At 57.6% G+C, this 16,063-nt stretch carries 7 protein-coding genes; 5 read left to right on the plus strand and 2 right to left on the minus strand.

All coding sequences use genetic code 11. The features are described 5' to 3' along the window. The first annotated feature begins 2 nt into the window (after window positions 1-2). Genes G1C94_RS01350 through G1C94_RS01365 form a run of 4 tightly spaced genes read left to right on the plus strand, consistent with a single transcriptional unit; the run spans window position 3 to window position 4,563 of the window. Window positions 3-1,199 (plus strand): DUF58 domain-containing protein, encoded by a 1,197-nt coding sequence (locus G1C94_RS01350; protein ID WP_172143961.1) that lies wholly within the window; start codon window positions 3-5, stop codon window positions 1,197-1,199. Continuing rightward, window positions 1,196-3,694, plus strand: a complete 2,499-nt coding sequence (locus G1C94_RS01355; protein WP_172143962.1) for a transglutaminase TgpA family protein — start codon at window positions 1,196-1,198, stop codon at window positions 3,692-3,694. The genes G1C94_RS01350 and G1C94_RS01355 overlap by 4 nt, the downstream gene beginning before the upstream one ends. Beyond that, on the plus strand, window positions 3,622-4,062 hold the full coding sequence (locus G1C94_RS01360; protein ID WP_172143963.1) for a variant leucine-rich repeat-containing protein: 441 nt from the start codon (window positions 3,622-3,624) through the stop codon (window positions 4,060-4,062). Before G1C94_RS01355 ends, G1C94_RS01360 begins: the two co-directional genes overlap by 73 nt. Before the next feature lie 12 nt (window positions 4,063-4,074). Continuing rightward, window positions 4,075-4,563, plus strand: coding sequence for an FHA domain-containing protein (locus G1C94_RS01365; protein ID WP_172143964.1), 489 nt, complete (start codon window positions 4,075-4,077; stop codon window positions 4,561-4,563). Window positions 4,564-4,697: 134 nt separating this feature from the next. Here G1C94_RS01365 and G1C94_RS01370 read toward each other — a convergent pair whose 3' ends face one another. Then, window positions 4,698-10,718, minus strand: a complete 6,021-nt coding sequence (locus G1C94_RS01370) for a collagen-like protein (protein WP_172143965.1) — start codon at window positions 10,716-10,718, stop codon at window positions 4,698-4,700. 235 nt (window positions 10,719-10,953) lie between these two features. On the opposite strand from G1C94_RS01370, the gene G1C94_RS01375 reads away from it, so the two are divergent. Continuing rightward, the gene (locus tag G1C94_RS01375) at window positions 10,954-11,832 is read left to right on the plus strand and encodes a CPBP family intramembrane glutamic endopeptidase (RefSeq protein WP_172143966.1); all 879 of its coding nucleotides are present in this window, start codon (window positions 10,954-10,956) and stop codon (window positions 11,830-11,832) included. Between the two features lie 158 nt (window positions 11,833-11,990). Here the strand turns inward: G1C94_RS01375 and G1C94_RS01380 are convergent, their stop codons facing one another. Then, the gene (locus G1C94_RS01380) at window positions 11,991-16,043 is read right to left on the minus strand and encodes a DNA-directed RNA polymerase subunit beta' (protein WP_172143967.1); all 4,053 of its coding nucleotides are present in this window, start codon (window positions 16,041-16,043) and stop codon (window positions 11,991-11,993) included. Window positions 16,044-16,063: the final 20 nt, after the last annotated feature.

Here is a 16,063-nt window from a genome sequence, read left to right on the forward strand (position 1 = left end):
CCATGCACGAAAGACCGCAACCCGCCCTCAAACGCTTATGGCGCAAAGCCCGCCGCTCGATCACGGCTTATATCTCCCCGCTGGGATGGGCCGTAGCCATTGCGAGCGCGATATGCGCGGCGGCCTTCTTCGCGTTGGGTTGGCATGAATTGCTCGCCTTCGGTGTCACGGGTGCAACGATGATGTTGGCCGCCGTCGTGCTTTCGCTGGGCAATACGTCGTTCGGCGCCTCAATCAGTCTGTCGAAACCCCGCGTGCGAGTGGGCGACACCGCATTGGTGAGCGTCACTGTCTGCAATCCCGGCAATGCGCCCACTGCATCCGCGCGCGCCGACTTGCCTATCGAAGAGACGCGCAAGCGCTTTTCCATTCCCATGCTCGCGCCCGGCCAGTCAAAGCAGATCGAGACGCGGCTCCACGCCGTCTCGCGCGCGGTATTGCCCGTCGGCCCATTGACGATACACAAAGGGGACCCGTTTGGGTTGATTCGCCACGAGAAAAAGCTGACCGAACGCCTCACCCTGTTCATTCACCCTGCCATCGTGCCGCTCGGCACACTCAACGCCGGCCAGACGCGCGATCTCGAGGGGCAGCCCAGCGGCCAGATTGCCAGCGACGATCTTGATTTCCAGCACTTACGCGAATACGAGCCGGGCGACGATATGCGCAACGTGCACTGGCTGAGCTGCGCGAAAACCGGCGAACTGATGATCCGCCAATACGAAGTCACGCGCCGCACCGACACTTCGCTGACCATCGCCGTGAATCCCGAGGAATACGCCAGCGCCGAGGAGTTCGAGCTGGCAGTGTCCGTCCATGCTTCCATCGGCGTGCGCTGCCTTGCGCAGAGCCGCCCGCTGACCACGCACGCCGGCCGCACACACGCCACCGCCCAATCACCGATGACCTTTCTTGATTCCTGCAGCGCCATCACGCCGCAACGCGCTGACAACCCGAATCTGATGCAAGGCACGCTTGAGCACACGCCCGACGCCTCCCTGTATTTCCTTACCGTGGGGTCGCTTCGTGATGTGGACGGCATCAAACGCATGGCGATGGCTCTGCCGAAATCCGCGTCATGCATGGTCTTGCAGGTCGCGTTCGGGGCACCGCGTGCGATCCGCCGCTTCCCTGCTTTCGCCTTGGCCACGGTAGGCGATTTGAATGATCTGCCGCTGATCATGGGGGTGCTCGCATGATACTGAGCACCCGCACACCCGCCGCCACACCCGCGTCAGGCAAGTCCGGTACGTCGTGGGCCGATTCCGCTAAATCGGCGATAAGGCTCGTCGAGAAGGAAGGCCGAGCCGTCTCGCGCACGACTCATGACTCTTGGGGGCGCATTCATTCCAATCTTGTCAACCTCTCTGTCGCGGCCGCGCTGATGCTGCTGGCCGTCAGCAATCTCATCGACGTCTATGGCGATATCGTCGGCTGGCTGTTCACTGCCACGCCCGCCACGCTGCTTGGATGCCTGATTGCACTGGCTGGCACCAAGCCATCGTTGCGCTTGTGGTGGCAACTCGTATTCCTTGCGCTGGCGCAGTTCATTATCGGCCCGATTGTCACGATGAACGACACCACCATCGGGCATATCCTCCCATCGGCGCAGACGCTCTCAAACGGCTGGCAGCAGACGTTCGGCTCGTTCAAATATCTGATTTCGATTGCGCCGCCGATCGGCACCGCGGACGGCTCGCTGATGGCCTTGTGGACGATTGCGCTGTGGGGCGCGTTCCTGACCGGCCTGTTCGCACTGGCGGGCAGCGGCGAGCTTTCGTTGCTCGGCGCATTGGTGGTGTTCGCAGCTTTCGCGGCCACCGCCCTGCTCGGCACCGCAACCGGTTGGCAACGTGCCGCGGCAGGCATTGCCGCAACGCTGATTCTTATCGTATGGCTATCTGCACGCTGCCAATTGCTTCAAATTGAGCGCTGGCTCAGCTCGCTAACGATTCTCGTCTTGGCCATTGCCTTATCCATCGGCGCATGCCTGCTCCTGCCACAGCACCGCACGATTCTGCGCAACCGATATGAGCCGCCAATCAGCCCATACGACTACACCAGCCCGCTGTCCACGTTGCGCTCGTATGTCAGCGACCATAAGGACGACACCGTGCTCACTGTGCGTGGGCTTCCGGCCGGCACGCCGGTGCGTCTGGCGGTGATGGACCGGTTCGACGGCAATGTGTGGAACCTTTCCGATTCCGCGGAAAGCCGCGATTCGGCGAATTATCGCCGCGTGGGCACCACCATAGCCAACGAGACAGCGGGCAAGCAGTTCACCGCCACCTTCACCGTCGGCGAGGGGCTGACCGACGCCTGGCTGCCGTTGTCCGGCTCGGTCAGCTCCCTCACTTTCGCCAACCGAAAGGACGCCGGCTCGTTCTATTACAACACCGACACCAGCTCGGCGCTCTACCCGGCGAGAACTTCGCCCGGATTGACATATACGGAAACCGGTATGATACCAAGCACGCCCTCCAACGAGGACATCGACAAAGCCGAGGTCGCTTCGATCAGCCAGCCGCAAGCCCAAGACGTTCCCGGCTCGGTCGGCAAGTTGGCTACGGCCATCGCCGGAGGCGAGTCGAAAGGCGGTAAGGCGGCACGCGCTCTGGCCAGCAGGCTCAACAGCGAGGGCTGGTTCTCACACGGCCTCGAAGGCGACTACCCATCGCTGCCGGGCCACGGCAACTACCGCATCGACAAACTGCTGGCCGGCACTGCCATGGTGGGAGATTCGGAGCAATACGCTTCGGCTATGGCGCTGATGGCGCGCGAACTCGGCCTGCCCAGCCGCGTAGTGCTCGGTTTCACGCCAAAAGACAAGAGCGGACAAGCCAGCGATTCGCGAACCAGCAAGGAAGGCTCGCAGACCGTCGTCAGATTCACCGGCAACGACATCGAAGCATGGGTGGAAATCAAGCTCGAGGACTACGGATGGGTGGCTTTCCACCCCACGCCGAAGGAGACGAAGGTTCCCGACGACAACCAGAATCTGACTCCCCCGAATCCCCAGACGCTGGTTCGTCAGCCTCCGGTGCCGCTGACCGACCCGCTTCGCGACGAGCAACAGGCACACGGCAAGTCCTCGCTGGCCGGCGATGAAGCGAGTCGGGATGTCAATCCGTTCTGGCGGCAGGTGGGGTTCATCGCCTCGCGCATCGCCATCTGGGGCAGCCCGTTATGGGCGTTATTGCTGACGTGCGCTGCAATTGCGCTGTTCAAAGCCATCTGGCTGTCACGTGCACGCCGGCGCGGATCTCCTCGCACACGCATCACGGCGGGCTGGTTCGTCCTCGCCACGCTTGCACGGCAAAGCGGCGCAACCGTACGCGGCACCCGACGAGATCAGGCGCGGGCCATCTCCCAGCAACTGCATATCGATGCGACCGACCTGTCCGCACTATCGAACGAAGCGGATTACGCCGCATTCTCCGGGCGCAATATGCAAGACGAACAAGCCGAAGCGTATTGGGACGAGGTGGAGCATATGCGCACCCGTCTGCTCGCTTCACTGCCCAAGTTGCGCCGCTGGCGTGCCGGACTCTCGCTGAAAGGCATGTTCACACGCGAATCTTTTAAGCCATGGAAACCAAGCAATCAGCAAGGAGTTAAGCAATGGTTGATTATGATGATGCGGCCGCAACGGTTCAGGACGTCGATGCCGACCCGATTGTTCTGGCGAAAATAGCGTATGAGAATCCTGAGTTTGGTGCGAACGTCGCGGCGAATCCCAGGGCGTATCCGGGTCTGTTGCGTTGGATCGCGGAGTTCGGCGACGATCGCGCGCGTCAGGTCGCGGCCGAACGGGGATACACGACCTCCGCCTCGCCGTTGGGCGCACAGCAGCCGAACCAATACGGTTTCAGCGCCGAAATGGCCGCCAATACCACCGATCAGATGCAGATGGCGCAGATCGCCCAGACCTCCCCCGAACTGCATGCCTCGCTGGCGAGCAATCCCAATCTGTACCCGGCGCTTGTCGACTGGCTGGCCGGGCTGGACGATCCTGCCGTCACCGCGGCCCTCGCCGCCCGCGACCAATGGGCGCAGGAATAAAGGAATACGCCGATGAACACCCTGCCTTTCCCTCCCGCACCGGAACCAGGTTGGTATGCCGACGACTTCTCGGCCACCGAAAGCGCTGAAGACACCGAAGACACCGATGCCATCGAAAGTTGGGATGGCACCGTACTGGCAAGTTCCTTCACCATCCGGCAACCGCGAACAACCTATCTGCTGCACAACGATGCGACGGGCCAATCCATCACCATCGACCGCAGCGCATTACTGGGGCGCAAACCTTCAGAAACCATCCCCGAGGGCGCGAAGTCCATCACCGTCGAAGACCCGACGCACACCATCTCGCGCAACCACGCCGCCATCAGCGTTGACACCGATGGCCAGCTGTGGATTGAGGATTACGGTTCGCTCAATGGCACCTTCATCATCCGCGACGGCAAGGAGAGCCAAGTCGCCGGCACCCCGGCCAAGCTCGACGCCCCCACGATGCTGCGCCTCGGCGACCAGTTCCTCGAACTGACCGCGCAACAGAATTAAGCAACGGAGTTTGTGAGTCTGACCTACTAGAGGCAAGGCACCTGAAGCAAGCACCTCTAGCGGATATCCGAGCAATTCAAAATCGTTATGAGTTTGGTCTGCGATAATTCAATCGCAGACCAAACTCATCCGCGTTAGTCTCGTTTTCTCCTTATGCCTCGCTTCCCTCCTGACGGCTTATACACCGCGCTGAGCAAAACCCCGTTTGCCAGCAGCGAGATGATACCGATGACAAGCGCGATATAGACCAAGACTTTCAGCGAGTCATGTGAGTTCAGGGACCCTACATTTTGGGTTACCGCGTCTGTGTAGGTCACAATCAGATCCCCGTTGTCGTCCACTCTTACAGCGCTTATTCCACGTCCATCCTTGCCATTGTCGCCCTTGGTGTTCACTTTGCCAAGCGCCTGAGTTGTGATGTTGGCTTCATTCGCACCCGTAGCACCGGAACTTCCCGAGCTTGAGCCGGAAGTGCCTGATGAACTGGAACTTCCTGAGCTCGAACCAGAAGCGCCGGAGCTACCCGTACTGGAACTGCCAGTGCCGGAGCTACCAGTACCACTACCTGAACCGCTCGAATTGTTGTTGCTACCGCTACCGTCACCACTGCTACCGCTACTGTTGCTACCACTACTACTGTTGTTGTTAGAGGCGGCATCATTATTAGTACTGCTCGAATTATTATTGCTGCCACTACCGTTGGAAGCAGTGCCATTATCAGTGCTGCTGGTATCTTTTTCAACGTTCAGGTTTGTGTAACCGTCAACGCTACTAGTGCCATCTTTTTGCTTCAGAAGATTGATGAGATCATCCAGACTTCCCGTGAAGCCTTTTTGCACAATGATGTTGTACGTTGACTGCGTTGTGCCGGTGGCGTCAGATCCGTCTTTGCCGTCCTTGCCGTCAGTCCCGTCTTTACCATCCTTGCCATCAGTTCCGTCTTTGCCATCTTTGCCGTCAGTTCCGTTGGCACCCTTAGCGCCGCTGGCACCATCGCTGCCCTTAAGACTGGCAAGCCAGGCTTCTTGCGTGAGCAAACTCTTGTTGTTGTCGGCGCTAATCGCCGTGTCCTTATAGACGGAGTATCCGCAAGCGTAACCGCAAGTGGCTTCAAATATCTCCACAACACGATATTTGATGTCGTCATAATTCATGTTCTTCCACTCGAATGAATCATTCTTTGCGTAAACCGTGTTCATGACACTGTTTAAGAGATCGACGTCTTTTCTGGCGTAATCCTCCACCGTGTTGCAGTTTTTAACAGCTGCGTTATATTCAGCTTCGGACAGAATCATCACTCGCCCGTAAATCGCCTGAATCTCGGCTTCTGTCATCTTCGAAGTCGCGGATTTCAGCAATTCATTCGCAAGCGAGAAATACCCGGCATATGCGCCGCCATAAGAGATGCACTTCTTGAAGAAATCCTCCTGGGAGAGCGGCGTTATCTTGGCATCCGTCTCCTTGAGCGCTTCAACATACGCATCGTACACACCGCTGGTGCTGGTGTTCTGTTGTTTGTCTTTGCACAGCGCCAAGAATTTCTCCTGCGTGAGCAGCTTGCCCGCTACGGCCGACTCAAGATAGAGATCATACGCGCTCTTGCCTTTTTGCTGGGCAAGCCACTCCTCCAGAGTGCCGCTAAACCCATTTTCTTTGGCAAGGTCGTAGGCTGATTTTCCAGTCTGCCCATAGAGACTTTGCAACCATTCATCCAAGGTGCCTTTATATCCTTTATCAACTGCAAGCTGATAAGCGGACTCCCCGTTTTTGCCGTCATTTCCACGCAGTGAGTTTATCCAATCAACTTCACTTCCTCGGAATCCGTGCTCACGTGCCAGATCATACGCGGATTTACCTGTTGAATTTTTCAGAGCTTTGAGCCACTCATCAAGCAATCCTTTAAACCCGTTTTTAAGGGCAAGCTGGAAAGCATTAAGACTGTCTCTCTCGCTGTTGCTTTGTGAGGTTGTGTTGGTGCCGGTGTTGTTGGTCTTACCGGTGTCGTCAGTCTTACCGGTGTCGCCCGTATTGCCGGTGTCGGTCTTACCCGTGTCATCGGTCTTACCCGTGTCGCCGGTTTTGCCAGTGTCATCAGTCTTGCCAGTGTCGCCGGTTTTGCCGGTGTCATCGGTTTTGCCGGTATCGCCCGTCTTACCCGCGTCGTCAGTCTTGCCAGTCTTGTCATTATTGTCAGTGCCGGTCTTGCTAGTGCTAGTGCTAGTGCTATTCGCGCCTGTCTTCGCACCCGAAGTGTCGTTACCGGTGTACAGCAGCAGAATCGGGGTCGGATTCACGCTCTCCACACCAGCCTGACTACCCTTACGCTGCGAACAACGCACAGAGTAGTACATCATTGAGCCTGTCTGGGTGGTTGTACTATCCGCCGTGAATGTGTAGGACAAGACCCCATCCGAGCCCGCGCTAACGGTAACCGGCTTGTCGGTCACCTGCGTCCAATCGCCCATGGTGCGCCCATCGCGCTGGTAGACGCTGTACTGCAACTGGTCGTTAGTGAAGAATTGCCTGCCGGAGTGGTCATCCGTTGGCAGCTTCCACTTCAATGTCACCTGCGTTGAGCCATCTGACTGCTTTTTATAGCTGGCCTCCTGCATGCTGACTGCGGCAGGCGGTGCCGTGACACCCTTTAAGATGTAGTGCAGCAGTGGCACGGACACGGCATCTCCGTTGCTCTTCTTCGCGACTTGAATGTTGCCTCCGGCAAATGCCCATGAGAATCCATACGCATTCAACGTGTCATCGGCATTCGCCTTGTTCGCAAGAAGCGCCGCTTTGTCCATGTTGTAGACCATTCCAGAGTTGCCGGAACTCTCGGTTTTGGTGTCGCCGCCCGACCAACCGTAGGTCTGCTGTTGACTGAAATAGAAGCCGACCTGCACAATCTTGTTTCCGCCTTGGACGGAAAGGTCGCTTGACCAGCCGTTCATCGTCTTCCAATGATATTCCGTTGCGGCGCCGCGCGAAATGGAAATCGTCTCGCTTCCAGCGGATTTTCCATACCTGAACCATGTGGCATCTGAGCTCCAGTTTCCTGATTGAGCCTTGCCTGTCGTATCTTTGTGGACCCAGTTGTCGTCAATGATGTTGGTGCCGCCGAGTTTTGACGCATAGGACCACGGGTTGCCAACGTTGTTCAGGAGCGACGCTTCTTCGATTTTGGTCAGCTCGTTTGTGTTGGACAGATCCTGCGTTTTCCTGCGCTCGGCTAGCGCGGCGTTATATTGATCCACGAATTTGTTGTAGTCGTCCACGGAATACTGCACGTAATATGGCGCTCCGGGAACCACGCAAGTCATCACATCATTAGTGCCTTCCTTGGCATTAAGGATTTTGTACTTGTACAGATACGTTGGTATTCGCCGCAATACGACATTGGTCACTCGCGTTGCCGTGAAACTTTGCGTGTATGTTGTTTGCCGCGACTTCGTCCAGCCGCTTGACCAATTGCCAACCCATCCGACACGCCATGAAATTGTGCCAGCTGGGATAATATTCTCCATAATTGAACCTTCTCCAGCCTCCAAGCTGATGGTTCCCGCAAACCCCGCGCCCCAAGTGTGATTCCATTCATAGGAGTCGGTGATGGCACTGTATGACAATGTTGTGGAATAGGTCGTCATGCCGTTAGTCTGGTTGGCGTCCGCAAACGTTGGCGCGGCCTGCAGGACGGCCTGCACCTCGGGCTCGGTATATGCCAGATCCACGTCGTCGTAGCTTATCTCCACGCCATCCTTTCCGATGTCGATGCAGACGATTTCAGAGCTGAACCTGTCCTCGACATTGGAATTCATCTTGTTGCATGTATATGTGTCGTGGTTATACATGTCGTTGTAGTAGAAGCCGGTTGCGTCCTTGAATTCCTTGATGGTGCCGTCGTTATCCTTAACGTCCTGGTCATATTCCCCACCAATCGTCATAGCGGAAATCGACTCTTCGTGCATGCCGTTGCGCTTGAACCCAAGCAAAATCATGAGCTGCTCGCGCCCGTTCAGGTTTTTGTCGAAGTTTCCGGCGACGACAGATCGTGTATAGACGTTGGTGATGAGGCAATCCGATGTCGTTTGCTTGTCTGAGTGCTGGAAATATTCCGGGGTGTATACCCAACTGGTGTCGACTTTTCCTGAGTTTGCACTCATTCTGTACACATTTCCGTCAATGTAGAGCGCTTCAGGCTTGTGGTTGCCATTGACCTTGAAATATTGCACACCGCAACGCGCTTGGATCCTGTCATTCTCGTAAGTTCCAGCCTCTTTCCAGGCATTTGAGTTCAAGTCACTGTTGAATTCAATGGTCTGGAGTTTGTTATCGGTCGCACGATACGTTGCGACGACATACTTATTTAAACGAGAACCATCCCACGGGTCATCAGTGGCGGTGTATCCCGCCGGGTTGGAAACGCCTTCCACGCCTTTAATAAACCATTTATTTCCGGCCAGGGTGATTTCGCCCACATCGTCTCCGTCGGCGTCCCCGATGGCGAGCCCGGGGTTTCTTATGGTTGCCCAATAATAATGATTGTCCTTGGCCTTGCCGCCATTATCACAGACGTATTGGCCATTTGCCTTGTTGAGGATCGTTCCGGCGTCGCCATTGCTCGTTCCGTAGCAAACGGAAAGATACGGCTCGAATCTGCGCATATTCGAGCGATCCATGTTGCTGGGGTTTGGCATGGATGTGACAACCGCCAGATCGTCGAGCCCATCGCCGTTCACGTCCCCCGAGTCAAGCGTGCAGGTGAGCTTGTCGTAGACCAGGCTGCTGTCTTGCCAGCCCCTATTGAGCGCCGTCTTGTAATCCGGGTGAATCGCACTGTCGGAGATGGCCGTTTTCTTGGGGTTGCCCATGTCGGACCAATCGATCTCAAAAAGCCCCATGTCATCAAATGTGCTGCTTCCATGTCCGGGGAAATACACGACGGAGGTCTCGTATCCCTTACCGTAGTAATTCCCGGCGGTGATTGCCATGAAGTTCAGGAACTCGGATGAGTAGGTTTGGCTCTTGACGTTTTGCCAATGCACCGTGCCCAAAGACAGGTTGGCCGAGCGCTGTTTGGCGGTGTAATCGTACATCCAAGTGATGAATTCCGCGTCATCCTTGCCTTGGGGGTTCACCGCCACGTACACCACGCAATCCTTGCGGGAACGGTCTTTATGCGGATTAAAAGCGACTGCGCGAATGTTGGCATACGAAATGTCCTGATCATACACATCGCCCGTTCCAAAGTCGGATTTATAATGGCTGACCTGCTTGCCATAAAAAGTCTCGCTGTATGTCATGCCTTCATCGGCGAAGGGCGTGCGGTTGAGCGTCACTCCACCGTTGTATTTCCTCTGCTGGCTTAAGTAGGTGTCGTACACAACCGAATCGCTCTTGCCTTCGGCATTTTGAACGAACGCAAGCTCGTTCATGGGGTTCAAGACTGTTTTTGAAACAGTGCCGTCCGCATTGACGCTGGTGACGGGGTTGACTTTGGACTCCTGAACCTGCTTTTTCGTCTCCTCCGCCGCTTGGTCACTGCCGGTCATGTCGCTGTATTTGCTGTCGTAGGAACCATTGGCGTTGACATTTTCGGAATCGGTCGTCCCATTGGAGCTGTCTTTGCTCTCGCTTGAGTTGTCCGTGCCGTTGGACGAGCCATTGGTATTGTCGCTGCCGCTGTTACTGCCGTTATTGCTGTCGCTGCTATTGCTGTCGCCGCTGTTACTGTTATTGCTATTACCGTTATTATTGCCGTCGTTATTGCTGTTGCTACTATTGTCGCTGTTGCCGCTGTTATTGCTGTTACTGTCAGTGTTGCCGCTATTGCTATTGCCGTTGTCACCGTTATTGCTGTTTGCCGACGATTCGTTGTTGCCCTGAGTCGTCCCCTCGGTCGCCTTATTGTTGTTTTCGACCTTCTTGTTTTCGTCGCTTTCGGTTAAGTTGGTGTCAACCTGCGATTGCGCAAATTCTTCCACCGCGCTCACGTCCTGGAGCATTTGATCTCGCGTCGTGGTGGCTTGTGAATCCGCAGTGCTGTCCGGGCGTGCTTCCGCCTGCGTATCCGTGATGAGCATCAGTGGACAAAACATCGCTAGGGCGAGCAATGCGGTGAGAATCTTTTTGGCGATAGATGCTAGTTGCGGTTTCTGGGTCATGATACAACTCATTTCCGACGACTGTAGGGGGCACTTTACCACCCTGTATATTACCCCCACGGTCCCGACGCAGTGCCTACCAATCCCCTTTCGTTACAAAAGGAGAAAAACGGATATTCCACGCCAAGTTGACCAAAACGCTGCCCCCCCCTGCAAGACTCTATTTTGTTTGTTGCGTCAGCTATCTAACTTACAATCAATCAACGTAAATCGTTTACAAAAGGGGTAAATGAATATGCTTAAAGCATTCAGGCGAAAGCACTCGATTCTGTTTTGTCTGGGCGTGGTTGTCGTGTGCTGGGTCATCGGGCTCAAATGCGCCGGATTCATCGAAAGAAACACACTGGGGCGCATTGGCCTCAGCGACCGTATGGAAGATGGCGTGAGCACCATTTTCTGCGATGGCCTTGTTCTTGTCATTGCCTTCCTCATATTGTGGGCGACCGACCGCCTTGCAATCGTGGGAAAGAAGGGGGCAGGATTTTTCAGAGGGCTCGCAGTTGCCGCGGTGCCGCTGAGCGTCTCTTGCCTCGGTATCGTTGCCTTTGTGACCATGTTCCAGGTAGGCGCCGCTGAAATGGAACAAAAGCTGGGCACGCATCCTGTTTTTGACGCAGCGTCCGTGGCCACCCTCATAAGCTTCCTTTTCGTAGGAATCACCGAAGAGATGACGCTTCGCGGCATCGTGGCGGAGACGCTGCTTGAGCATTTCGGCACAAGTCGCGACGCCATCTGGAAAGCGGTCATCATCTCGGGTGTGATGTTTGGCGTCACCCACACCATCAACCTCTTTGTTGCCAGCCCTGTGTATGTGATGGGGCAAGTCGTCTCAGCCGCAGGTGGCGGCATTCTCTATGCGGCAATTTATTTCCGAGCGGGCAACATATGGGTTGTTGCACTTGTTCATGCACTCCATGACATCATGGCATCATCAGTCATCTGGCTTGGTGGTGTCACCACTTCCTCGGCGCTTAGCATGGTAGGCGGGCCAAGTCTGTTTCCTTATGCGATGGCTGTTGTCGAAACCTTAATTGCGGTTTTTCTGCTGCGAAAGAAGAAAATCGGACAGGTCGCACAAAGCTGGCCCGAACTGGAACAGTGGCACGCCGAATAAAAACCACTGCACAACATGGCTGCCATGATTGCAAAGTCCCACTAGAGTCGCCAAACCGCAACGAAGAACCACTGTCTTTGTGGATTCATCAATGATTCGGCCCGGAACCTTTCAAGGGTTCCGGGCCGAATTGTTAGTCAGACGCTAGCCTTGGCGTGTCAGTCGATGTCCTCACCGAAGCCGGCGGTGCCGCCTTCGTCGTTGAGGAAGTCATCCGGGTTGAAATCGTCGCCGAGCTTCAGATCGCCGAAGTCGATGTGGGAGAAGTCCACATCGCCCATGTCGCCTTCGCCGAAGTCGGCACCTTCACTGCCAATGTCACCACCAAGGCCGAAGTTCGGATAGATGGTGTCGCGGATGGCCTTGTCGGGCTCGACCACCGCGTTGCGGTAGCGGGCCAAACCGGTGCCTGCCGGGATGAGCTTGCCGATGATGACATTCTCCTTCAGGCCCTTCAGGTCGTCGACCTTCGCATTCAGCGCGGCGTCGGTGAGCACGCGGGTCGTCTCCTGGAAGGACGCGGCGGACAGCCACGAATCGGTGGCCAGCGACGCCTTGGTGATGCCCATGAGCTCCTGACGGCCCACGGCGGGTTTCTTGCCTTCCTTGACGGCGGCCTTGTTCACCGCGCGGAACTGCTGCTGATCAACCAGCTCGCCCGGCAGCAGCTCGGTGTCGCCGGAGTCGATCACGGTGATGCGGCGGCTCATCTGGTGCACGATGACCTCGATGTGCTTGTCGTGAATATCCACGCCCTGGGAGCGGTACACGTTGTGCACCTCTTCCACGATGTTCATCTGAGCGGCGCGCTTGTTGAGCACACGCAGGATCTTCTTCGGATCGACGGAACCCTCGACCAGCTGGGTGCCGGCGGCAACGTGCTCGCCGTCCTTGACCAGCAGCGGCACGCGGCGCGACACCATGTAGGTGATCGGCTTGATTTCGCCATTCTCCGCGGGAGCGCCGGAATCGGAATCCGGGGTGAGAATCACCTGACGGCCGCGATCATTCTCGCTGACCTTGACGGTGCCGGCGAACTCGACAATCGGGGATTCGCCCTTCGGCGTACGAGCTTCGAACAACTCGGTGACACGGGGCAGACCCTGGGTGATATCGGAGGCCGAAGCGACGCCACCGGAGTGGAAGGAACGCAGCGTCAGCTGGGTACCAGGCTCGCCGATGGACTGGGCGGCCACGATGCCGACGGTTTCGCCGACATCCACCAGCTTGTTGGTGGCCATCGACCAGCCGTAGCACTTGGCGCACACGCCGCGCTTCGACTCGCACGACAGCACGGAACGGCACTTGACGAACTCGACGCCGTGGGCAACCAAGTCGTCCAGCACAGCCATCGACAGTGCGTCGCCGCGCTTGTACAGCGTCTTCTCCGTCTTGGACTTCGGGTCGAGCACATCTTCAGCGAGCAGACGGGAGTAGGGGCCGCCGTCAGCATTCTTGACGAGCACGAAATTGCCGTCGGCATCACGCTCGGCCACGCGCACGTCAATGCCCGCGGTGGTGCCGCAGTCCTCTTCGCGCACGATGACGTCCTGGGAGACGTCCACCAGACGACGGGTCAAGTAGCCCGATTCGGCGGTACGAAGTGCGGTATCGGCCAGACCCTTGCGGGCACCGTGCTGGGAGATGAAGTACTCCAGCACCGACAGGCCGTCGCGGTAGTTGGACTTCACCGGTCGGGGGATGATCTCGCCCTTCGGGTTGGCCACGAGGCCTCGCATGCCGGCGATCTGGTTGATCTGCATCATGTTGCCTCGTGCGCCGGACTGCACGATGATGGCGAGGTTGTTCGCCGGGTCGAAGTCCTTCTCGACGGCTTCGGACACCTCGGCGGTGCACTTGGTCCACAGATCGACGAGCTCCTGACGGCGTTCGTCCTCCGTCATCAAGCCCATCTCGTAGTTTTCGTTGACCTTGGCGGCCTCGTCCTCGTACTTGGTGATGTACTTGTCGCGCTCCGCCGGCTCGATAACGTCGGAGAACGCGAACGAGACACCGGACCACGGCGCGCGGGTGAAGCCCATGTCCTTCAGGGCGTCCAGCGAGGCGGCCACCTGCGCGGTGGAATAGCGCGTGGCGATGTCATCGACGATCTTGGACAGCTGCTTCTTGCCGACCGGTTCGTTGACGAACGGATAGTCGACGGGCAGCGTCTCGTTGAACAGCACGCGGCCATAGGATGTGGCGAACAGCACGGTGCCGTCCTGGAAACGCTCTTCCTTGACGACATCGAGATCGTCACGCCCGTTCGGGTCAACGACCTTGATCTCGCCCGGCTCCCAGCCTTCCGGCAACACGAAGTCGGCGGGCATGCGGATGAGCACCTTGGCCTGCATGTCGATCTCATGCAGGTCGAGCGCCATTTCGGCCTCGGCCAGCGACGAGAATATGCGACCCTGGCCCTTCGCGCCCTCGGCGACGGTGGACAGGTAATACAGGCCCAGAATCATATCCTGGCTCGGCATGGTGACGGTGTGGCCGTCGGCGGGCTTCAAGATATTGTCGGAGGCCATCATCAGCGAGCGGGCTTCGGCCTGGGCCTCGGCGCTCAGCGGCAGGTGCACTGCCATCTGGTCGCCGTCGAAGTCGGCGTTGAAGGCGGCGCAAGCCAGCGGCGGCAGGTGAATGGCCTTGCCTTCCACCAGAATCGGCTCGAAGGCCTGGATGCCCAGACGGTGCAGCGTAGGCGCACGGTTCAGCAGCACCGGATGCTCGGAGATGACCTCTTCGAGCACGCCCCACACCTCGGAGTCGCCACGATCGACCAAACGCTTGGCGCTCTTCATGTTCTGCGCAAAGCCCTGATCCACCAGACGCTTGATGACGAACGGCTTGAACAGCTCCAGAGCCATCGGCTTGGGCAGACCGCACTGGTGCATGCGCAGTTCGGGGCCGACCACGATCACCGAACGGCCCGAGTAATCCACACGCTTGCCGAGCAGGTTCTGACGGAAGCGGCCCTGCTTGCCCTTGAGCATGTCGCTCAGGGACTTCAGCGGGCGGTTCGAGGCACCGGTGACCGGACGGCCGCGGCGGCCATTGTCGAACAGCGAATCGACGGCTTCCTGCAGCATGCGCTTCTCGTTGTTGAGCATGATCTCGGGAGCGCCGAGTTCGATCAGTCGCTTCAGACGGTTGTTGCGGTTGATCACGCGACGATACAGGTCGTTCAGATCGGAGGTGGCGAAACGGCCGCCGTCGAGCTGAACCATCGGGCGCAGATCCGGCGGAATGACCGGAATGACGTCGAGCACCATGGACTCCGGCTTGTTGCCGGTGGTCAGGAAGGCGTTGACGACCTTCAGGCGCTTCAGGGCCTTGGTCTTGCGCTGCTCGGAGGCTTCCTTGATTTCCTCCTTGAGCTCGGCGGCGATGGATTTGAGGTCAAGCGACTGCAAGCGCTTCTTGATGGCCTCGGCACCCATGGACCCTTCGAAGTAATCCTCGTAACGATCCTGCATTTCGCGCCACAGATCCACGTCGTCGATGATATCGCCCGGGCTGAGCTTCTTGAACCTGTCGAACACGGCGGTCACACGCGCGATCTGATCGTCGTAGCGTTGGCGGATGGCCGCCATTTCGCGCTCGGCGGAGTTGCGCAGCTTGGCCTTGGCGCTGCCCTTGGCGTCGCCTTCGGACTCAAGCTCGGCCAGATCGGATTCGACCTTCTTGGCGCGCTCTTCGATTTCGTTATCGCGGCGCTTTTCGAAGATGGAGATGTCGTTGTCGAACTCGTCCTGCAGGTCGGGCAGATCCTGATGGCGCTGCTCCTCGTTGACGGCGGTGACCATGTAGGAGGCGAAATAAATGACCTTCTCCAGCTCCTTGGGAGTCACGTTGAGCATGTAGCCCAAGCGCGAAGGCACACCCTTGAAGAACCAGATGTGCGTCACCGGGGCGGCCAGCTCGATATGGCCCATGCGTTCACGACGCACACGGGAGCGGGTGACTTCCACGCCGCATCGTTCGCACACGATGCCCTTGAAGCGCACGCGCTTGTATTTGCCGCAGGCGCACTCCCAGTCGCGGGTCGGACCGAAGATCTGCTCGCCGAACAGACCGTCCTTCTCGGGCTTCAGGGTGCGGTAGTTGATGGTTTCAGGCTTCTTGACCTCGCCGTGGCTCCAGCCGCGAATATCGTCCGCGGTGGCCAGGCCGATCCTCAGCTTGTCAAATGCGTTGACGTCCAGCACTGTGTTGTCCTTATCTTCCG

Origin of the sequence: Bifidobacterium panos, assembly GCF_012932445.1 — a bacterium.
GTDB classification, from domain to species: domain Bacteria; phylum Actinomycetota; class Actinomycetes; order Actinomycetales; family Bifidobacteriaceae; genus Bifidobacterium; species Bifidobacterium panos.